Raw genomic sequence first — 20,650 nt, 5'->3', positions numbered from 1 at the left:
TGATATTCATCAACGAGTGCCCACACAGATTGATAGGTTTAAATTGTTAAAGAGCGCTAGCGTTTTGTGATTCACATCTCAGTCGCTAGGGGTGCGTACTATACCTGCACCACTTTGAGAGTCAAGGGTTATTTTCAAACTCTTTTTCTCTACCGATTTCGCTGTGTGACTTTCGTCTCACTCCGTGTCGGTGAGGCGGCATTATAGAGAGATTGAGATGGAGCACAAGGGCTTTTTGAAATAAAAGTTTTGTTCGCCTAAAAAGCCACCAGATCCGCATTTTTCGAATAAAAACTAAACATTTGAGACGTATCACAGCAATACATTGGAAAAATGGAAGCCATGAACGTAAGATTCATGTGTCTATTTTGTTAATGGTAGATGCGTCTATTTCGTTTATTAATATGTAGTATTCCGATATGAACTCAAAAAAATCGATGTTGTTAATTGTCGCACTGGCTGTATTAGGCGGCATTGTTTTCTCTCAGGTAGATATATCGCCTGCAATTACCTTTATCCTTGGTGTCTTGGCTTCCGCTTTTGTTGTTAACTTTTCAAGCACCGACTCAAAATCAGATTCAGAACCTAAGGCTTCAACCAAAACACTTTATGTGGGTAACCTTCCATACAAAGCGAACGAATCACATGTACGTGAATTATTCTCAGAGCATGGTGAAGTATTTGCAGTACGTTTAATGAAAGACAAACGTACTGGTAAAAGAAGAGGCTTTGGATTTGTTGTTATGGCAAGTAATGATGTGAATCATGCAATCTCTGCACTTAACGATAAAGATTACATGCAACGCACTTTAAAAGTACGTGTTGCAAATGATCCTAAACATCCTGAAGCGGACGAATCTGAACTGAGCTAAACCCTAACTGCTTTAACATACTATTTAGTGCACTTTCTTTTTTAGGAAGTGCACTACAAAAAACTTCACGTACTCCCCCTTCTTTATTAACGCTTTCCAAACCCAACAAATCTTGAACCCGCTTAGCTATCGCTTTACCAGAATCTATCAGCACTACACTTTCACCTAGTACTTGTTGAATCTCTGATTTGATCAATGGGAAATGAGTACATCCTAATACAGCCACATCAATTGTGTTGATCATCGGCTGAAGGATTTGCTGTAACTCTTCAAGGCTAATCTCCTCGCCTCTGAGTTTATCTTCGGCCATATCCACCAGCCGAGTAGAACCCAACAGCTCTACTCTTTTATTACTCGAGAAGTTTTTGATGAGCTCGTGTGTGTATTCACGAGTAATCGTCGCGGGAGTCGCAATAAGGCCAACCGCTTTATTAGCCAGTAACGAAGCAGGTTTGATTGCCGGGACTACGCCGACAATAGGGATAAGGTTATTAGCGCGAAGTGTCGGCAGGACTATCGTACTGGCCGTATTACAAGCTATCACCACGATATCAATAGCGTGACTCGCCACAAAACTGGCGACGATACTTTGGACTCGCTGAATAAGGACTTGCTGATCGAGCTCACCATAAGGGTAAGCCTCGTTATCGAATACATAGATATAGTTGTGATTGGGTAGTAACTGGCTTATCTCTTTATATACAGACAGACCGCCAACTCCAGAATCAAAGACCAATATGTTTTTTTGTATGCTTTCCGACACAACCATTACCTGTAATAAGTTCCGCAGCAATGATACCCCTTCACCTAGTTTTCGCCAATCATCACTCTACATAATGCAAGCTCGGTAGCGTTGATGCCCAAAGCGCTCACCCTGCTCTACATTTTCTAGCTCTATCTTAAGCTTACCTTTAAAGCATGGCGCTGACGTGACTAAGGTATGGAACTCACCATCTTCTCCACATGGGTCGACGTGACTTGGCAAACTGTCTATTAGTTCAGGCGTGTATTCTTTCCCGCAATAGCTCATGTCTAATGCATCGCTATCAACTGTGACGAGAAAGGTTTCGATTCCTCTATTTATGATTTCTTGAGCCAGAGTTTGGCTACTCTCTCCCATTAGGGGAAACACACACTCCCAACCCGCTGGTTCTATATAGCTTCTTCGGTAATCGGCAATGCCATTACAGAACATGTCTCCAAACGCGACCGCATCAATTGATAAGCCAGAACTTTTAAGTGCGGAGACAATAGTACTTTGATAAATCTCATTACTAGGGAACACTTCTGGAAGCTCAATCGTAACTAATGGCAACCCGACTAACTTAGCTTGCATAGCAACCACATCAATCGGAGTCACTTGGAAAGGAACTTCATCTCCAACATACGTCGTATAGAGAGCTACAACTTCATATTCGGAGCTTTCAAGTAGACGCTCCAGGGTTAATGTCGAGTCTTTACCTGACGACCAACTTATGATGACTTTCTTTTTCATTGATATACCCAATAAGAAAAAACCGCCCGAAGGCGGTTTAGATGTAAATTAGAATTGATAAGCTAGATTAGCAAAGTACCTGCGTTCAGGAGCGTTATATCCTAGCGTTGTTTGGTATTTCTCGTTAGTTAAGTTATCAACTCGACCACGAACAACTAGCTCAGGGGAAATCCAATACCCCACAGAAACATCCCACAAGCTCACTGATGGCAAAATATTATCTGGATCGGTTGTTTCTTTTGGATTACCCGCTCTATCACCCGTGTATGTATAAGTAAGGTTCACATCAAAATCTTCATATGAAGCATCCATCAACCACTTGTAGTTTTCATCAGCACGCTTCGCTAATTTGTTGCCCGCAGAGTCTTTATGATCTTTAAACTCAGCAACAACCGTGTGATGGATAAACCACGTGTCAAAATTACCTGTGATTTCTAAACCTTTAAGTTTTGCATCTACGTTTTGAGGATACCAAAATGGGCTACCTTCATACCAAATAATTAAGTTATCGACTTCATTATCGTATGCAGTCACATCCAGCTTGAATAAATCGAATTCACCGGTGTATCCAATTTCGCGATTTTCGGCCTCTTCAGGTTTTAGGTCTGAGTTTGTTGTTAGATCAGAATAGCTCGGAGCTTTAAATGATGTACCTGCGGCAGCTCTTAACGAGTGTTTCTCCGTTAGGTAATAGCGAGTCCCTAAAGACCAAGTCGTATGATTATCGTATGTATCGTGTTTATCGTTACGCACACTACCTACGATTTGAACATCACCGAATCTAAGTTCAGAAGAAGCGTAAACACCCGTCGTATCGCGAGACTCACCAGCTAGAGCATCAGGAGATCCATATGACAAAGCATCATCATCAAGCTTTTCTCTACGCCAATCTGCGCCAGCACCAACAGAAACGTTCTCGTTGATGTAATACTGATTTAAGAACTGTAAGTTCGTTAGGTCTATTTTCTTTTTAGTACCAGCATTATCTTTACCCTGAGCTTGAGAATAGTCTAGGTTCTCGATCGCTTGTTGATTAGCCCTAAGAGTCGAGCTTAAGTTATCACCTTTATAATCAAGAGCAGCTGTAACACTCAGATTCTCAGAGTAGCCATAGTTCTTACCACCAGAATCGTACTCAGTTAAACTATCGAACCAGCGAACTGAAGCACTACCTGAAAAGGCCTCATTAATAGGTTGAGAATACGATGCAAAAAGATTTTGGCTTTCATACCCATAATTAAGTCCAGTAGCAGGATCTTTGATATCGTAACCTTCAGTCTCATCAAAACCACCAGCGAGCTTTAATGTTCCACCATTAGACAAATTACGGGTCGTTGAAAAATTAGCTTCCTTTTGAGCGTCGCTACCAGCTCCAACGGAAATCATTGTCGATTCAGTTGAACTACCAGAGGCTGTAATAACATTAATTACACCCGCTACAGCATCAGAACCATAAAGAGCTCCGCCAGAACCACGAATCACTTCAACTCTCTCAATAATGCCTACTGGGATATGATTAAAATTAATACCGCCAGCAGCAGAGTCAATACGGACACCATCAACTAGAAACAATACTTGATCACTATTATAGCCGCGCATAAAAACAGATGCGCTATGTCCACGTCCGCCACTTTGAGAAACTTCAACGCCAGGTACTCGTTTCAATACATCCACTAGAGATTTAGCTTGGGTTTCTTCGATTTCTTGTTTAGAAACAACCGTTGTTGATGCAATAACATCACTTAAAGGCTGCTCAAAACGGTTAGCCGTAACCACCATGGTTTCGTCAGTAGATACTTCTTGTGCGTGTAAATTGGAGATAGGTGAAAGTAGCGATGCTACAGCAACCGCTAAAAGGGATTTGTTCATGTTGTGATCCTAAATCGCGTAAAGTCCTACCAAGCCACATTGTATGGCTTAGCCGCTGGCAGGTATTCGGACTCAAGAGCACAACCTTATGGTTACCTGATATTCGACTTCCCACAAAACGCTATTTGCAGTGTCTTTGAATACTCGTTCTCTCTTACCGCTGCGCGTCAGTTCTGGATTCACACCAGATTCCCTCTTCAGCCATCTATACATCTAAATGGCACCAGCTTGCCGAAGATAGTATTGACCTCTGAATCATTTGTCTAGTCTAAGATAGTTATAAGCTATAGTTTTCATGGCCTATTTACACTGATTGGCTCTCAACACTGGACAAGCGCCTGTGATTGAATAAAATCTGCGCTCTTGATTTAAAAGCACGACAGCAAAAGGCATAACAATGGCGAATTTAGATGTAAACCCGCAACGCTACCAAGAACAACTGGCAGAAAAGACTGAGCGTCTTACTGAAATGTTCTCAGAATATAATGTGCCTGAGCTGGAAGTGTATGAATCTCCAGAACAACACTACCGCATGCGTGCTGAGTTCCGCGTGTGGCATGAAGGTGACGATATGTATTACGTCATGTTCAATCAAGAGACCAAAGAAAAATATCGTGTAGACCAGTTCCCTGCTGCTAGTCGTCTTATTAATGACTTGATGCCTTTGTTAGTCGATGCAATGAAGGACAACCATTCTCTACGCCACAAGCTATTCCAAGTAGACTTCCTATCTACACTAAGCGGCGAAATTTTGGTGTCACTGCTTTACCACCGTCAATTGGGTGAACAGTGGATTCAAGATGCTAAAGCACTTAAACAGCAATTAAACGATGAAGGTTTCAATCTAAACCTGATTGGCCGTGCGCGTAAGATGAAAATCGTACTAGACCGCGACTACGTCATTGAAAAGCTAGACGTGAATGGTGACAGCTACATCTACCAACAAGTAGAAAACAGCTTTACTCAACCAAACGGCAAAGTAGCAGAGAAAATGTTGGAATGGGCTGTCGATTGTACTCAAGACAGCAAAGGCGACTTACTTGAGCTTTACTGTGGTAACGGTAACTTCTCATTAGCGCTAGCACAAAACTTCGAGCGTGTACTGGCAACTGAACTGGCGAAACCGTCAGTAGAATCTGCGCAATACAACATCGCTGCGAACAACATTGAAAATGTTCAGATCATCCGTATGTCTGCAGAAGATTTTACTGTAGCAATGGAAGGCAAGCGTGAGTTCCGTCGTCTACAGCAAGCGAACATCGATCTTAAGAGCTACAACTGCAACACTATCTTTGTTGATCCACCGCGTTCAGGTATGGATGTTGATACTTGTAAGATGGTTCAAGGCTACGAGCGTATCATGTACATCTCTTGTAACCCTGAAACATTGAAAGAGAACCTAGACATCCTAAGCGAAACGCACGACATCACTCGTTTTGCTCTGTTTGACCAGTTCCCTTACACGCACCACATGGAAGCAGGTGTGCTTTTGGAGCGCATAAAATAAGGGAAAAGCAGGATCTATAACATCAAAAAAATACCTCTGGGTACGGCCCTGGGTACGGATAGAGCTTAAGACTTTAAAACTAGAAGTGTTAAAAAACAAAAAGAGGATGCGCTTGGCATCCTCTTGTCAGTTCATACTAAAAGACATAGTTTAGATTAATACTCATATGGATTACGCTTTTCGTCTTGTTCAGCTTGTCGTTCATATCGCTCAGCAAACTCTCTCATTTCAGTCGCAAACCTCGTGTATCCGTTCGCATCTAGGGCCTCCGCTTTATCCCTATAACCTCTTGCTAGGTTACGTTCCTCTTGCCCATGCGTAAATCCATAAACTCCACGATCATTGAAAAGTTGATTGGTAAAGCCTGAGCGCATGTCTCCTGTATCACGATAATTTAAGACCGTCGCAACCGCTTTATGAATCCATAAACCATCAGGGTCTGGGGGAGCACAGGTTAATACATGGCCAACCTGAATCAGAGCAACTTCTGCATGTCCCGATTCTTCTGTTAATTTACGCACTTCACTAAACCAAGTATTAAATGATTCAGTAATAAACGTCCCATCCTCTAGGGTTCCAGGGCAACGCTTCCATTCAGTAAGAAGTTTATAAGCATTTTTTGCTAAGCTTTTTTTATGTTCATCGAATTGTTCATTATCTTCTTGATGAGACTTTTTCGAACGATAAACAAGCCCAACAACCTCCGCAAAGAAACCTGGTTCAGACGCCAATCGCTTTTCTAACGTAACTGGTGAGCCGGATGAGAAACGATCTAACCATGGAAGGAAATTCCATTCGATTTTGAACAAGGCATCCTGATCTGCGGTTTTAGATTTTTGAAGATGTGTTATCAATTCGACAGTTTGATGAGCATTCAGCTCCGAGATTCCACTACCTTTTTCAATAACATCTAACAAAGCTTGTATCGCGAGGGATTCATTAAATTGAGAACTTCGGTCAGCCATTCGAGAAACGCACGTTACTGCCGAACCTCCACGCCCGTATTTTAACAAATTTTCAATCGCTACAGTCAAATCTCGAGCTGGACCATATGGATTCACAACCACATTTTTCCAATACAGTGACTCTTGCTCATCTAAGAACGATGAAACCCTCTCCCATATCTTCTCTTCAAAAGGAAGATGAGTTAAAAACTTAGCTTTTTGCTCAATAGTCCAAGCTCTTTGAAGGATTTCATCAACCCACTCTATTTGAAATTTCCAGTATCTAGACCAAACATAACCAGCAACAAGTCGAGCAGATATATCATCGTTACGATCAAAAAAAGAAGGAAGAATCAACAGCTCAAAATTATCTGACGCAACAGTTCCTAGTACCCGTCCAACTTCACTGGGAACAGTAACGCTTGAAGCAAAGTGAAACACGGCATTACTATCGTCATCATTTATGATCTCTATGATAGCTCTCTCGCGTAATGAATCGAGTCGCTTTTGTTGCTCATCAAAATCTCCCTTTTCGTCATAAAGGTCAATATCCCTGCCACTAAAGAGGTGCCGATATTTTAGCTCCGGCAAAGTAGGAGCAAGTATTTGTGCTGTATTCGCTATTTTGTGAACCGTATTTTCAGGCAAAGCCCAATCGGCATCAGCGAATTTCCTGTGGTGCCGAACTAGCTCATCAAGACACTCCCAAATAGGTAGACGCTCTACTTCTGGTAAGGACACAATTAAGTCGGAATTCAAATGCTCAAGTAAACTGTCGTGAGCAGGCTCTGGTAAGTCAGATAACCTCTTTATTAACTCACACAGCTTCTCTGAATCACTTTTAGCTAAATTAACAGCGAGAACCGTAAATGTATCAATCTGCTCCCAATACTGACTTTTTAAAACGCCACCCTTCCAATCTCTAGGAATAAATTCACGCCAGACAGGGCGATGGCACCCACTTGTAAAGCCATGGTTGTGTGGCAAAAGTGCAAGAATAAGCTGCCACCCAACCACAGGATGCTCCCTAATCACAGACTCAATAGCAGCTTTGCGTTTATCAAAGGTAGCCGTAGTCTGTACATGCCATGGTAAAAAAATGTCAGCTAAAGAATTAGAAGGACGATTTGACCATTGCCCGCCAGTATCAAATGAAGCGATATCAGCCAAGATAACTGATACACGAGACAAATATTCCGGACTCCAAGCCAATGTTTCCAACGCCCAGAGCAGGCCAACCATATAATTCTCGCCACCTACGGCCCCACTTCCCTCTTCACTAAAAATTTTATGAAATGGTGTATCTCGCAGATCCATAAGGACAGAATCTAATGCATCAAGGAACTCGTCAGGAGCAGCTTCTGCTAAAAGTGGCATGAGAGAGTCTAAACTTGCCCAACGTTTCCAGTCTGCTTTATTTAGTAACTCACGTACAACAATAACAGCCGTAGAAGTCGCTTTTCCGAAGGAGCATGAAGTCAATGCTTGAGGGCGACAACCAATTAAAGCTAGCGTTTCGGCAATACCCTTTCTAACTAGGGAAGAATGTGTAAGGACTTTTCCATGAACACTGGCAGCAAACCGATCTTCCTTAGCAAGTTCAAACTTAGGATCTTCCTCTCCTAATACAAAAAGGGCGGTCTTTTCAAACCTTTCTAGGTCATCATCAGTAACTCGAGCTCCGAGAGCCCCCCAAGCTTCACCACGCGCGACAAATCTCCACTTCTCATCATGTTGAACTAGGGGAGAGTCCGAGCGAAGTGTGCCAGGCCTAAGAGTTTCGATCCACTCCCCGTAATCTTTTCCCAGCAGCATCTCAATTAAAGCTCGATCTGAAGGATTAGAACCGTCCCATTTTCCAACTAGTCCAGCCTGAGCTAACTGCGTTGCAGTATCCCAAGTAGCATATGGTGGTAAGGCCCCATATCCTCTTAAGTAACGTCGAAGTGCAGAAAGCCTCTCACCACCGACTCTTGCAAGTTCTGTAGCTCTTCCTTCGGTATAACCCGATTCTTTTAGAACCGATTCAATTTGTGATTGCGAAGGGCTTCTTAGCTTTAAAATTTCTGGATTATCACCAGACCAAGCGCCACATAGAGGAACAACGACAGCATGACCTTTACGACGAGCTAAAGCTTGGAGAGTAGCACCTTCATCTGTTTCTAAACCAAGGCGGGGATCTGCAACTAAAACATGTGGGGAACGAGTTTCAACGATGCTACGCCAAGCTTGTTCATCACTAATGTAGAGGCAACGATTACTGTATGCTGCTGATGCTTCCGGCTCTAATTCTGCAATAAAAGCTGAGACGAAATCAGCTACATCATTCGGACTCTCCGCAAAAAGCATTAATACTGGTGTCCTTCCTTCAAATAGTGCCTGCAACGCTTCACATGCACTATTTCTTCCTATAGTAAATAGCTTAGGCGGGAGAGCTTCACCATCCTCACACTCTGAGTTTACATTTTCCCAATGTTCAATCGCAGTCGCGATACCTCCTAAATTGGCAGTCAAGTTCAGCTTCTTGGCCATCCATTTTCCAATAGCTGGATATTCTCTTAACCAATCAGCAAGCTTAACTCCATCTATTATGCGAATCAGTTTCCACCCTGTATCTTTTCGTGTCTCCAACCATTGAGTTTGTGCTGGCTCACTCCATCCACCAGATCCTGATGATCGCGGAGTTACAAAAACAAAAGACGAGCTTGCACGCTCGACATCATCAATTTCCTCTGTTCGTTTCTTAAAATCATCTGTAGCCTTAGCTCTTGGATTAGAGTTTGTACCTATCTCCCAAAAAGATTTACCACTTGGAACAAATTCGAGAAACCCTTCCTCAACTTCAACCATACCATCCCAACCTGGTTGGTTGACGGCATCACCATACGGAATTCGACATAAAACGAGATTGGAACAAGATTGGGTCACAAGCCAATAAATTAGTTCCGGAATAACTGACTGACTTTCTCTTGTTGGAGCAAATCGGTCTAGATCGCCAGCTTGGACTATATGAGTGTGATCCATGCTCCTGCTTCCTTAGATTGAAAAGTGCTTCATGTAGGTAGTTCTCATATTTGATATACTGATTACCATTGAGCTTCTATCCGACACCCGATAGGCGTGTAGTCTAATTCATTAATATTTGCTACATTGAAGTTCAATATTCAGAATGAATACCAGACTGCCATGCCCTACTAAACTTTTGATATTTATAACAATAAAAATCCATCAACACTTTTCAGATCGAAGTAAACCACCCCTAAAAATGCACCGGATTGCTTAATAGATTAGCAAAATTAGCACTTAAGCGTATATAGGCATAAGACACAAGTCGAGAGCATATTTTCTAAAGCTAAGAGAAGTTTAGAACAAATCGAAACCATAAATTCCTTTGCTCTTCGTTTCTATAGCAGGGGCATAATCTCAACCTCAGAACCTTCAGTATTAGTACAAACCCATCTAAAGATGATAGACGTTCTTTCTGTGCACATTTAACCTCAACTGTTGCACATTATCAGCACATTAACCCCTCGGCCATGTGGCCGAGGGGTGCTTGAATCACAAGTTAAAAGGTGTTGAAGGAATTTATGACCGACATGATTATTTTGAAGAGCAAAGCCACCTACTTCGCGTTCCGGCAATCTGAAGTTAAAAAATAAAGCCCCCAATTTTGGGGGCTTTGTTATCTTAAGATTAGACTTGAACCTGTGTTCTCGTACTTTGTTGAACCTGTTGCTCGATTCCCTGCTGCACTTCTTGGTAAAGATCAATGCTAGTGCCATCTGCAACTTCGAGGGTAATCGCTAAGCCATAACGAATTGGTTCTACAATGTCTACAGCATCACTTTTACAGCTAACTTTAATATGAATACTGCGGTCATCTTGCGCTAGAACAACCAAATTCTCACCTTCAAAGATTTCATGCTGCAACGTTCCTTTTCTGACCATCTGCCAATCATACGCAACGTTTCTAGGTCGAGATGTTAGGGTCTTATTATCACCCTCAACAGTAAACCAAAGAGCACTATCTCTGTATTTGATATATGCAGGACAAGGTGTAGCAATCCAAGCTAAAGTAACAGTAAGTCTTCGCCAAGTATCAACACCACCTAATCCCTCAGGAACGGGAAGCTTAAACAGATGAGCCTGATCGTGCTCTAGTGCACCGTAACCAAGGACCGTTGCTCTGTTATCGAGACAATACATAGCTCTATCAAAGTCCGGCTTGCCATATCCGAGCATTTTAGAGATCGCTAACTTAAACTTTCTGGTATCAGTAATTCCTAGATAACCAGACATACGATCGTACATTGCTCCCCATGCTGCGCCATGGACAGAAAGCGCTTTTAGCAATTGAGTACCGTACTGTTCCAATTGCGCTGTCTTATTGTTTTCAGTAAACAGCTCACTCATAACATCCCATAGCTGAGCACAAGCCCTCGACGTTAAAGCAGTCGAGTTACTGGTACCTCGCATGTACGCTGTATAGCTCAAATCACCAGAACTGCTAGGCGCCGGAACTTTGTGACCAGGGGCTGCAATATAATTCAACGGTCTAAGATGAGCATCAGTAGCTAACGGCTCTTCAAGAAGCATTCGCCCGCCATCCACTGCAATATCTGGCTTCATAGAACGAGCATAACCAATCCCATGAGCTGAATAGAATGCAGGCATTTCATCTCCCATGTAGATGTCATACTTCCCTACCAAAAATGCTGGTGGAATAGTCGAGCTATCAGAACTAATTGCCCCAACAGTAACAGAGTTAATACTTTCAGCAGGAGACAGTATCTTTCGATTCCACGTATCTGCATGAACAGCCTTCAAAGCTTCGCTAGCTTTATCATCACTACTTAACTGTCTGAACTGACTAGCATTCATATTGGGAACCGCAATACGCCCTGCATGATTCCCCGTACTAACCATGAATAAAACATTGTAGCGTTGACTTAACCAGTCAAGAAGTCTCGCAAAAGGACTAATAGAACCGTTAAAGTGAATATTAGGGTCACCAACAGAAAGGTTAATAACTTTGACTGTCGGTGCTACTGGTGGCTCTGCTCCATCATATTCAAATAGTCTTCTAACTGCCCTGTGAATTAGATCTAGAGGTAGCACTGAGTCCGGGATTGTTTCCACATTCGAAATATTATGAGGACGGAAAATCGGTCTCACATACAATGGGGAGGATAGAGGATCGCTATTTAATTCAAGATCACCATTACAGATTAGGGACGCCATTGCGGTGCCATGCTTACGATAAGAAGCCGGATAATTTTGCTCAAAGTTATCTGGATCATCAACAATCAACTTTCCAATAAGGTCGTTGTGATTAGTTATTGGCAACCCATCTAACAAAGCTACGACTGGTTCACCTTGAACAGGCTCAGCTTCCCCTTCATAAGGAACAGTATCCTCTGAAACAATATCTTCTTCTAAGCTATCATTCCAAAGAGGCTCAATTGTCATTTGACCAAGAGGTCTGAACAACATCACATTGTCGCACTTAACGAGCTCAACATTTCGATTATCAATGATCGTTTGAATCTGACCTGCTGGCAACTCAAGGAGTAGGGAGTGATATCGAATCCCTTCAATACAACAGCTAGAGATAAAGCTACCGCCTAGTTCTTCTACTAGTTCACGGATATGTGATTCAGCTCGTTCACGCGCTCGTTCATCATTTCGAAACCAAAGCTCAGTTTCAAATCGAACTTCACTGTCAGGCATTTCTTCTAGTCGATAGCGCCAATCTTCCAAAACACCTGTGTGTTCCAAGCGGTCCTGAACATCCCAAACTCTGATGTCTTTTAATTGACGAAACAGGTGCTTACACTTTGCTAAACCAGTTGGAAAAACCATTGTCTCATTACGAGCAAAACGGTTCCAAAGAGATAGAAGTTCATCGATGGCTCTCCTGTCTGAAAGCATCAACATTACTTGCCCGTTTAGAGGTTTTTCTCTATTCGAGCCGTCATAGAAGTCATCGTCAGGTTGGATATCGCGCAGCTCATACTCGCCAAGCCATTCAAGACCGGGAATTAGTTGAGCAGCATTGTAAAATTCGGCAACGGTTCCGATTGTTTCTAAGACAAGAGTGTATTCCGGCTCGACACCTTGAGCAGAGCCTCGAAAATCGAGCCTACGGCTATCTAAAGCACGCTCTAAACGGCTAATGGTAGGGCGTAATCGTTCTTGCTGGCGAGACACAGGGGGCAGAACATTGTTACCACCGCCACCTCCTCTTCTCGCTGTACTTGTTGTATCCGGATTAGGAAATAGCAATAGTGGGTGACGACTCATCAATTAATCCTCTTTAACTAGAGGACAGAGTCCTCTCAGACCAAGTTTTTAGAGTCGATGATATTATAGAACGCATATTTGCACCAGGTTGAGTAAGCACGTACTTGCGTAATATCACTCTGCCAAATTCTTCAATTTCCGCAAAGTTTGATCCATATAGTCGCTTGGACAGCGTTTCATAGCCGTAATCAATCGATACGTTATGTCGCTTTTCAAAAGCCATAAACCAAGCTTCAATCTGAGCTCTCGTAGGTTGAGGAACCTCTAACCTCAACTGGAATCGCCTCCATACTGCTCTATCTAACAGCTCAGCGTGGTTTGTCGCAGCCATAACAATTACATGACTAGGAAGGGAGTCTATCTGCATCAACAGAGAACTAACAACACGCTTGATCTCACCTGTTTCATGAGTGTCGCCACGCTCTTTTCCAAGAGTCTCAAATTCATCAAATAGGAGCACACAACGACGGGTAGACGCATAGTCTATTACTTTCTTAAGTCTCGAGGCTGTTTCACCAAGGTAAGAACCAATGATTCCCTCATAGCGCACTACCAACAGCGGAACCATCATTGACTCAGCGAGAGCTTCAGCTAATGAAGTTTTGCCATTACCAGGAGGTCCAATAAGTAAAACTCTATTTCTTGGTTCAAGACTATATGAGCGAAGTAAGTCTACTCTGGATTGCTCTTCAACTAACTCATTCAAAGACTCTTTGACCGATGCAGTTAAGATTAAGTCTTCAAACCTTAACTTGGGTGAGATCTCATCGACTAATGACGATACGCGACTATCTTTAGCAATCGGAGCTTCCACTGTGGAATTAGAAGTGCTGAGCTTTACCAACTCTTGTTCTAATCTCTCCGCTATAACGTGATGTCTTTTTTGCCTTTCATCAGCTATCAGAGACTCTACAACTCTCTTGAATTGTACCTTGTCTCCCATAGCGCCAGCTCTTACTAAGCTGATGATTTTATCTGACTTTGCCATTTTCTGTTCACTCCACACAATTATTCATACACACGAAATCCCAGTTAAATACTGGTAACTGCTTAGAGCTGCTAGTTATGTATGGTGTACATAGTGAACCTCAATAGGATGAAAAACTTGCGTGATGCAATTAAAAATGTGGTGCGATATTACCACACTAAAACCTTAAATAGTTATGAATCTGCTTTACTAAGTTAGTAATTATTGAAGCGGAACCACCCCCCAAATCAAACTTATCTACCTGTTTTTAATGATAGAACCATATCTAAGATAGTACACATCAAGGTGCACAATATTGTTAACTAAATAACTATGCTCAATGCGAACCTGAAGCGTACTTCACAGCAAATGTTTTGAAGGGAACTCACATTCATCCCAAGACGGTTTATTAGGACGAAACTATCTGCTTGGTGAAGTGGGCGATGCCATCGACGCCGTGCTTTGTGGTGCTGGATAGAGCCTGAGAATGATTTTGAAGAAGCTGCGGCTTCTTTTTTGCTGGATTTTGGCTCAGATAATGAGCCATCAAAGGCAAATGCCTTTTCAGCTTAGCCCAGAAGGTCATCATTGATGCGATCCAGCATTTCTTTTAGCGTCTTGCAAACTTACAATACTCAACACCTTCTAATTTCACCCAAGTTGGGCGAAAGAAATAGTGCCTGCTTCAACAGGTCTGAAGGTGAGGGTATTGTCGTAGTTTTTAATGACGTTGCTTATGCACTCATTTATAGCCTTGCGCACTCTGTTCTAGGCATACTGCAAACATGGCTTCCTCACTAGCAACGTCTTGGTTTATAAAAATTGATAACCTGCAAGATAATACAAACCTTATCTGTGTCATTTTCTATCTGATTTACAATTCAGAGTTCTCCATTTTACTCATCATCCAATCTTCAACCGCTTTTTCATTCCAGGCCTTACGTTTACCTGATACGGTGAAGTTTTTTGGAAACTCTCCAATTTTCATTAGCTCATAAATAGTGCTTTTGCATAGTGTTGTTTTGGTTACAACTTGCTCTAAATTAAGGAAATTCAACATTTTAAAACCTTGTTATGTAGTTCAACTCATAACAAAGGCCGCTGCGTTATTTTTTACTTTTCCTACTCGCCTACTCTAAGGCTACAGCTAACAGTTCCTGTACAAAGCAGCACACAAAGATGAATCACTTGCTGGCTATACCAGCAAGTGATTCATTGTCTTTACAACTGACGTTTCGTCGCTAGGAGAGCATATCTATAAGCGGCATCTTTCCCAGCTGAACAGGCAGCGACTTTTCTTACCTCAACTTGCTTATCTGTACTTCGTTTATCCACTAGCTCCCAAAGGTCTTGATGAGCTATCGGCTTTTTATTTGCTTTACGCCAATTTCGACGTTTCCAACCATCAAGCCAGTCATTAAAACCATCAACGCAATAGTCACTGCTTAAATAAATAATATCGCCATCACAAGCACGCTCCAACCCCAAAGCAAGTGCTGATAAGTCTGCGTAATTACGGTCTGTGATGCTATCAAGGAGCAGCCAGTCTTCATCCGCTATTCTTTCATAGTCATCGAATACAACCAGCCCTACCCCAGCAGAGAGTCGTCCTCTTCGCTTCTCTGCGGTGGCTGCTTCTACATAAATTTCTTTTTTCATTTTTATACTCTCCAGAGACTAAAAAGCCGATACATCCTTTGCACCAGCTGATTATGTTGATTGTTCATTCGTCGCTTTATTGCGATTGCTACATAACAACGGCAAGAGAGTTATTTTTTACCTGTCTCTGGAAATACTCCCCCCTCCACGCCTCGATTCAAAATGCTCTCAGATATATTTCATCAGTACGCATAACCAAACAGATAACCCAAGGAGCTCTTATGCGTAACGCCAACAACCAACACGATTACCCTTTTAAAACTTCAGAGTTAAATGAACTGCTAGAACGTGCAGCCGACGCACTGGCTGCAAAATACAAACGAGAGGGCACGTTCACTAATCCAACCAATGTTAAGGAATATTTAAAGCTCAAGTTAGGGGCTCATGACCGCGAAGTGTTCGCCGTGATGTTTCTTGATAATCAACATCAATTGATCAGTTTTGAAAAGTTGTTCTTTGGCACTATCGATGCTGCCTCTATTTACCCACGCGAAGTACTCAAAGCAGCACTAAACCATAACGCTGCTGCCGTCGTTTTTGCTCATAACCATCCTTCAGGTGTCGCTGAGCCCTCTCAAGCAGATAGACGCATTACACAGCGCTTAGTAGATGCTCTCAAGCTGGTGGATATCCGAGTATTGGACCACATCGTTGTGGGTGAGGATTGTGTGTCATTTGCAGAAAAGGGGTGGGTATGAACAAATTTGTTATTTCAGGACTTAATGATGAACTCGTTAGTCCCATGCACTGTTTTCTTGAAGCACTTATGTCTGAAAACGCCATCCCGAATACAGTCGGGCGGGTAGCGTTAAACATACGCTCTAAAGATATGAATAGCCGTTTTCAACCAATCGAAATTCAATTGGAGCGAGCATCAAGCAAAACACCTTGGCAACTACGCTTTATTGCCACCTTTGATGTGATGGTCACAGGTACTCCACAAAAAGAGCTATCGCTGTATTTCAACTTCGCAGGGTGTTGGTTCTACCACCCAGAGATTAAGCAGTGCAACTTACAACGGCCAGAAGTACAAGCCTTGCTTGCTAGCTGGCTGAAAGCCATCACTCACACTCTCATCACGCAACCAGCTATCTCAATCAACATCACATCCGTTCGTTAACCCTAACTTACTTCAAAGAGGTCCCTATGAATCAAGCTGCCAACCTGGCTCTATTCGCATGCAAGCGTGCCAAGCCTTCACATCAACTGAAAGACTTAATCAAACGCTCTATTGATGATGTTAATTACCGAGGAAAAATGACCATCTGTTTTCAAGATACCAATTACCACCCGAAAGACGGCGGCTTTCACCCTGTATCTATTACGGTAGATGTCAAAGATAGCCATATCGCTCTTATTGAAATCACTGACCTTGTTTATGTGGGAGCCAGTACACCAGAGCTCGTTCCTGACTTAGCTTTTGATTTTGCTAACAACGTCGCTTTCGCTCGTTTCAGCGGATGGCTTGGTATGTACCTGCAAGAAACAACCGAACTATATGAGATGTGGGAGTGTAACTTTCTAGCTTATGTAGAAATGGGGGCTTATGACTCGATAAAAGTAACCGAAGATTGAGTTGAACTTTGCAACCATACAGAAAGCGCATTCTTTATCAAAAAAATCAATGTGGCGCATAGAAAACTCCACACATAAATAGGTATAGTGCCGCCTATATAAGTATTTCCGTTCAACATGACGGGGAAGTCATCACCAACGTGGCTACGACTACTTTTGTTGGTGATACCGCTTCGCTTATAAAAAGGCTTAACTTAACAATTGATTAATGACCCTAAGGATAAACAATGTCAGTAAAAAAACAGTTTCTGTTAAGTGTAACGGCTGTCGTCGCTACCGTTTCACTTTCAGGTTGTGAGGGTGATATAGAATCACTCCAAAACCAACCGTTTAGCTACATCAATGTAGATAACGAAGTTATCCAATATGAACGCTCATTCACTATTGAGCAGGCTTTCAATAATCGTCAGATATGTGAAGAAGTTAACTGGGAAACTTTCGAAGATAGTCGTGAAAGAATCATCGTACAATACCAATGTGACTTTAAACAATTAACCAATGCAGTTAATACTCAGGTTGAAGATGAAAGGTCTGAGAAAATCGAAATACTAACTCAAGAATACAAAAAGTTAGTTAAAGATATGGAGCTAAAACATTCTCTAGAACAACGTTTAGAAGAAACAGCCAAGATCGAAAGCCTACTCAAAAAGCTTGAAGCTGAAAGGCCCATCAAAGATCGCCTTGTATGGCTGGAGCATTCCGAACGAAAGATGAAAAAAGAGTTCCCTCAAGGGTTGGACCCGAGAATCGACGAGATCAACAATAAATATGCCGATATCATATCTCCAGTTAAAATCAGCGAAATTTATCAATGGTCTACCACACCAGATGAAACCTATATATTTTCTTACAATGGCTTTAGCACAGAGATGTCGGACGGTACTCATGTTGACTGCCAAATTGACCTCTTTGACTCTCTAAAAAGTATCTACAAAGATAATAATGCAATAAGTTATATGCCATTAACCAAAACGATACTGCATTGGACTCAAGGCATTAATGGCTTGAGTAATAGCGACATTATCCACTTACGTGATTTAAAGTGTAAGCGCACATAAAATGTTCTTCAGCCTTGGGTAGTTCTCAGGGCTTTTTATTACAACAAAATTACCTTTCATCCAAAACATAATGCTCTAAATCACTGATCCTTTCTCACCTGCGTACGTCTAATCTAACCTCATTCTTTACGGCTTACATCAACCACTATTCTGCAAAAGTTTAAACCTGTCATGTAACACTCCGTAAACCATTGCATTTCCAGTGACTAAGGATTCAACACAACCACCAGCATAGAGCCAAAACGAGGCTGCTTCCCATATTGTTAAAACGGGAAGCTTCCATCCCTTGCCGTATAAGGGCTCTTTAATATCGTCGGCTCTGTGCTTCCCAAAACACCCTTCTACAGACAAAAAAGGAAGCAGATTATGGCTGAGGTCCAAGCAGTCAAAGACGATGACACTATACGTATGGTTGGTCACCTATTGAGTATTCGTTGTCATCCACAAATGGCCGATGTATGGCATATCGGATTAAACTTGGCACTGAGGATTTCTGATTTGTTATCGATTCGCTTTGAAGACATTCATGATGATCGAGTCATTATTCGTGAAAGTAAAACAGGCAAGCTCGCTAACATTCAACTCAATACCAAAGCGCAGCAGCACATTGCTAGATTGAGAGAGCAACATCCCGACCACGTTTACTTGTTTCAATCCCACCGATGCCAACAGCTGAAAAATAAACCACCACAGCCAATCTCACGACGCGCCGTGTCCATGGAATTTCAACAAGTAGGTCAAGAACTGAATATCGCTTTAGGTACTCATTCGATGAGAAAGACGCGAGGTTACTTTCTTTACCAATCAACAAAAGATATAGGACGTGTCATGAAAATGCTTCGTCACACATCTGAGGGCGTCACACTTCGCTATATAGGAATCACTCAAGATGAAGTCGATAAAGACTTTGTTTCTCTTGAACTTTAAACCTAATCATTTATTCAGGGGGCGGGACCGCTAATCCCTTATAAACATTAAGCTCAGAGCCCTTTTGAGTTTCACCACCACATTGGAGAACAAATAACATGAACCCATATAACGCAATAGGGAGCTTTGTTGTAGGCAGCTTATCGAAAAGCTTAATCCAAAATTTATTCTGGAAAACCGACGGTCCAGTTAGAGGGAGCATTGTGTATTGCGATCTCGCGTTTGGATATGCTGAACATTCAGGTGTCTACGTGGGAGATGGACGTATCATCCACCGTAATGGCAAAGGTCTTATCGAGGCCGTATCAATTCATCAATTCCTGACCGATACCACAGCCCTTTCCATTTACGTGAGTTGCAATGCGCAAGGTAGAGCCATTGGTAATGAGTTTACCGCTCAAATTGCAGAAGCCATGCTTGGCATACAAACAGACTATTCCCTGCTAAATGAAAACTGTCATCAGTTCTGTAGCTACTGCCTAAATGGTGACATCTTCTCTAACACTTTCACATTGACTCAGCTTAAACGTGACGCTCATGCGCACATTCAAGCGAGTCAGTGGCGCGCATGGGACTTAAGACATCGTCACAAAGGATAAGGGGATTCTATCCCCTTTTTTTGTTTAAAAGCGAGGAAGTAAGCTGTCTTGCAATAACTCTCTAAAGAACTGATTATCGATTTCTTCTTGAGTACGCCGACTAGTACCAAATGTTCTACCTCTACCGACAGCCCTCGACCTTAGCTTAGTCAAATATATGGCACGGTTAAATAACGAATTGAACATTGCACTAAAACTCTGCCCCTCATAATCCTCATCGTCATAATCATCAAAAGGATGACGCTCTACCACATAGTAAGTTGGATTAGCTGGGACTCTTACGCCCCAATGCGCCGCCCTAAATTCAATATTGAGCGCCCGCGACCATGCACATACCACCATTTGATAAAGCGTTTTACATTTACCAACATTTTCTAAGAGGCTAAAATCACTGTAGTCTCCTAGGTAACGAAAGTTATCTTTGTTTAAGATAATCACAATGTGGTAATGAGGATATGATGAAGAATCGATTTCTTTACACCAAATAAACCGTAAGCGCTCTCTACTAACAGAAGTTTTTCGTCTTTTTCGCCGCTTAAGCTCCTCTTTGATTTGACTGTTTAATGAACGAAAAAAACTGGTAATCGCATTAGGGGCTTCATTACCTTCATATGATTTAGGGTATCGTAAATCGAACCTAATAGCCGTTATTCGTGAAAAGTCCTCAATCGCATCCATCAGTACATCGTGAACTTGAACTAGGTTTTTAGATATCAAAGGAAGCTCCCTGGTTTTAAGGTGTATTCCTCTAAACCTCTTAACATTCGTCGTTGATGGGCTACGTCTTGTCATGATACTACTCCTTAATTTATGAACATATGAGTAGTAATGATGTAAATACTTACGGTATGGCTAGTCCTCTATCTTGAAATAGA

18 protein-coding genes and 1 riboswitch are annotated in these 20,650 nt (G+C 42.1%); of the genes, 8 read left to right on the top strand and 10 right to left on the bottom strand.

Annotated elements, in window-relative coordinates; translation table 11 throughout:
• The first annotated feature begins 419 nt into the window (after positions 1-419).
• Complete coding sequence (locus AB6D06_RS17985; RefSeq protein ID WP_017061054.1) at positions 420-872, top strand: RNA-binding protein; 453 nt, start codon at positions 420-422, stop codon at positions 870-872.
• Here the strand turns inward: AB6D06_RS17985 and murI are convergent.
• Genes murI through AB6D06_RS17970 form a run of 3 tightly spaced genes read right to left on the bottom strand, consistent with a single transcriptional unit; the run spans position 835 to position 4,236 of the window.
• Positions 835-1,641: a glutamate racemase gene (murI, locus tag AB6D06_RS17980; protein ID WP_017061053.1), complete on the bottom strand. Its 807-nt coding sequence runs from the start codon at positions 1,639-1,641 to the stop codon at positions 835-837. The two genes, AB6D06_RS17985 and murI, sit on opposite strands and share 38 nt — an antisense overlap.
• A 60-nt stretch (positions 1,642-1,701) precedes the next feature.
• Positions 1,702-2,367 (bottom strand): ATPase, encoded by a 666-nt coding sequence (locus AB6D06_RS17975; RefSeq protein WP_372101097.1) that lies wholly within the window; start codon positions 2,365-2,367, stop codon positions 1,702-1,704.
• 48 nt (positions 2,368-2,415) lie between these two features.
• Positions 2,416-4,236, bottom strand: a complete 1,821-nt coding sequence (locus tag AB6D06_RS17970) for a TonB-dependent receptor domain-containing protein (RefSeq protein ID WP_102444726.1) — start codon at positions 4,234-4,236, stop codon at positions 2,416-2,418.
• 39 nt (positions 4,237-4,275) lie between these two features.
• Positions 4,276-4,479: riboswitch (cobalamin riboswitch) on the bottom strand.
• Between the two features lie 154 nt (positions 4,480-4,633).
• Between AB6D06_RS17970 and trmA the strand changes: the two genes are divergently transcribed.
• Positions 4,634-5,743, top strand: coding sequence for a tRNA (uridine(54)-C5)-methyltransferase TrmA (gene trmA, locus AB6D06_RS17965; protein WP_372111251.1), 1,110 nt, complete (start codon positions 4,634-4,636; stop codon positions 5,741-5,743).
• Between the two features lie 155 nt (positions 5,744-5,898).
• Here the strand turns inward: trmA and AB6D06_RS17960 are convergent, their stop codons facing one another.
• The 6 genes from AB6D06_RS17960 to AB6D06_RS17935 form a co-directional block, all read right to left on the bottom strand.
• A complete protein-coding gene (locus AB6D06_RS17960; RefSeq protein WP_372111250.1) occupies positions 5,899-9,711 on the bottom strand; it encodes a hypothetical protein in 3,813 nt (1,270 codons plus the stop codon).
• 669 nt (positions 9,712-10,380) lie between these two features.
• Entirely contained in the window at positions 10,381-12,990 is a 2,610-nt protein-coding gene (locus tag AB6D06_RS17955; protein ID WP_372111247.1) for a S8 family peptidase, read from the bottom strand.
• Between the two features lie 13 nt (positions 12,991-13,003).
• On the bottom strand, positions 13,004-13,978 hold the full coding sequence (locus AB6D06_RS17950) for an AAA family ATPase (RefSeq protein WP_311017989.1): 975 nt from the start codon (positions 13,976-13,978) through the stop codon (positions 13,004-13,006).
• Between the two features lie 388 nt (positions 13,979-14,366).
• Positions 14,367-14,546, bottom strand: coding sequence for a hypothetical protein (locus tag AB6D06_RS17945; protein WP_372111244.1), 180 nt, complete (start codon positions 14,544-14,546; stop codon positions 14,367-14,369).
• 285 nt (positions 14,547-14,831) lie between these two features.
• Complete coding sequence (locus AB6D06_RS17940; RefSeq protein WP_311017990.1) at positions 14,832-15,017, bottom strand: AlpA family phage regulatory protein; 186 nt, start codon at positions 15,015-15,017, stop codon at positions 14,832-14,834.
• A gap of 161 nt (positions 15,018-15,178) precedes the next feature.
• Positions 15,179-15,616 (bottom strand): RNase H family protein, encoded by a 438-nt coding sequence (locus tag AB6D06_RS17935; protein ID WP_372111240.1) that lies wholly within the window; start codon positions 15,614-15,616, stop codon positions 15,179-15,181.
• A gap of 221 nt (positions 15,617-15,837) precedes the next feature.
• Between AB6D06_RS17935 and radC the strand changes: the two genes are divergently transcribed.
• The 6 genes from radC (at position 15,838) to AB6D06_RS17905 (ending at position 19,775) form a co-directional block, all read left to right on the top strand.
• Positions 15,838-16,314 (top strand): DNA repair protein RadC, encoded by a 477-nt coding sequence (gene radC, locus AB6D06_RS17930; protein WP_137033702.1) that lies wholly within the window; start codon positions 15,838-15,840, stop codon positions 16,312-16,314.
• The gene (locus AB6D06_RS17925) at positions 16,311-16,736 is read left to right on the top strand and encodes a DUF2787 family protein (RefSeq protein WP_137033704.1); all 426 of its coding nucleotides are present in this window, start codon (positions 16,311-16,313) and stop codon (positions 16,734-16,736) included. The genes radC and AB6D06_RS17925 overlap by 4 nt, the downstream gene beginning before the upstream one ends.
• 26 nt (positions 16,737-16,762) lie before the next feature.
• Complete coding sequence (locus AB6D06_RS17920) at positions 16,763-17,191, top strand: DUF2787 family protein (protein WP_372111237.1); 429 nt, start codon at positions 16,763-16,765, stop codon at positions 17,189-17,191.
• A gap of 227 nt (positions 17,192-17,418) precedes the next feature.
• Positions 17,419-18,249 (top strand): hypothetical protein, encoded by an 831-nt coding sequence (locus tag AB6D06_RS17915; RefSeq protein ID WP_372111232.1) that lies wholly within the window; start codon positions 17,419-17,421, stop codon positions 18,247-18,249.
• A 366-nt stretch (positions 18,250-18,615) separates the two neighbouring features.
• Complete coding sequence (locus AB6D06_RS17910; RefSeq protein ID WP_372111229.1) at positions 18,616-19,176, top strand: tyrosine-type recombinase/integrase; 561 nt, start codon at positions 18,616-18,618, stop codon at positions 19,174-19,176.
• 98 nt (positions 19,177-19,274) lie between these two features.
• A complete protein-coding gene (locus AB6D06_RS17905; protein ID WP_372111226.1) occupies positions 19,275-19,775 on the top strand; it encodes a lecithin retinol acyltransferase family protein in 501 nt (166 codons plus the stop codon).
• Positions 19,776-19,799: 24 nt separating this feature from the next.
• On the opposite strand, the gene AB6D06_RS17900 is transcribed toward AB6D06_RS17905, so the two are convergent.
• A complete protein-coding gene (locus tag AB6D06_RS17900) occupies positions 19,800-20,567 on the bottom strand; it encodes an inovirus Gp2 family protein (RefSeq protein ID WP_016788406.1) in 768 nt (255 codons plus the stop codon).
• Between the last annotated feature and the right edge of the window lie 83 nt (positions 20,568-20,650).

This window comes from Vibrio sp. 10N.239.311.G01 (assembly GCF_041465805.1).
Taxonomy (GTDB): domain Bacteria; phylum Pseudomonadota; class Gammaproteobacteria; order Enterobacterales; family Vibrionaceae; genus Vibrio; species Vibrio crassostreae_C.
The sequence above is the reverse complement of the archived record's forward strand: the minus strand, read 5'-3'. Positions and strand labels throughout refer to the sequence as shown.

Bases quoted from the DNA above. Each gene is read 5' to 3' on its own strand.
- AB6D06_RS17985 (WP_017061054.1), top strand. From the start codon at position 420: ATGAACTCAAAAAAATCGATGTTGTTAATTGTCGCACTGGCTGTATTA.
- murI (WP_017061053.1), bottom strand. From the start codon at position 1,641: ATGGTTGTGTCGGAAAGCATACAAAAAAACATATTGGTCTTTGATTCT.
- AB6D06_RS17975 (WP_372101097.1), bottom strand. From the start codon at position 2,367: ATGAAAAAGAAAGTCATCATAAGTTGGTCGTCAGGTAAAGACTCGACA.
- AB6D06_RS17970 (WP_102444726.1), bottom strand. From the start codon at position 4,236: ATGAACAAATCCCTTTTAGCGGTTGCTGTAGCATCGCTACTTTCACCT.
- trmA (WP_372111251.1), top strand. From the start codon at position 4,634: ATGGCGAATTTAGATGTAAACCCGCAACGCTACCAAGAACAACTGGCA.
- AB6D06_RS17960 (WP_372111250.1), bottom strand. From the start codon at position 9,711: ATGGATCACACTCATATAGTCCAAGCTGGCGATCTAGACCGATTTGCT.
- AB6D06_RS17955 (WP_372111247.1), bottom strand. From the start codon at position 12,990: ATGAGTCGTCACCCACTATTGCTATTTCCTAATCCGGATACAACAAGT.
- AB6D06_RS17950 (WP_311017989.1), bottom strand. From the start codon at position 13,978: ATGGCAAAGTCAGATAAAATCATCAGCTTAGTAAGAGCTGGCGCTATG.
- AB6D06_RS17945 (WP_372111244.1), bottom strand. From the start codon at position 14,546: ATGATGACCTTCTGGGCTAAGCTGAAAAGGCATTTGCCTTTGATGGCT.
- AB6D06_RS17940 (WP_311017990.1), bottom strand. From the start codon at position 15,017: ATGTTGAATTTCCTTAATTTAGAGCAAGTTGTAACCAAAACAACACTA.
- AB6D06_RS17935 (WP_372111240.1), bottom strand. From the start codon at position 15,616: ATGAAAAAAGAAATTTATGTAGAAGCAGCCACCGCAGAGAAGCGAAGA.
- radC (WP_137033702.1), top strand. From the start codon at position 15,838: ATGCGTAACGCCAACAACCAACACGATTACCCTTTTAAAACTTCAGAG.
- AB6D06_RS17925 (WP_137033704.1), top strand. From the start codon at position 16,311: ATGAACAAATTTGTTATTTCAGGACTTAATGATGAACTCGTTAGTCCC.
- AB6D06_RS17920 (WP_372111237.1), top strand. From the start codon at position 16,763: ATGAATCAAGCTGCCAACCTGGCTCTATTCGCATGCAAGCGTGCCAAG.
- AB6D06_RS17915 (WP_372111232.1), top strand. From the start codon at position 17,419: ATGTCAGTAAAAAAACAGTTTCTGTTAAGTGTAACGGCTGTCGTCGCT.
- AB6D06_RS17910 (WP_372111229.1), top strand. From the start codon at position 18,616: ATGGCTGAGGTCCAAGCAGTCAAAGACGATGACACTATACGTATGGTT.
- AB6D06_RS17905 (WP_372111226.1), top strand. From the start codon at position 19,275: ATGAACCCATATAACGCAATAGGGAGCTTTGTTGTAGGCAGCTTATCG.
- AB6D06_RS17900 (WP_016788406.1), bottom strand. From the start codon at position 20,567: ATGACAAGACGTAGCCCATCAACGACGAATGTTAAGAGGTTTAGAGGA.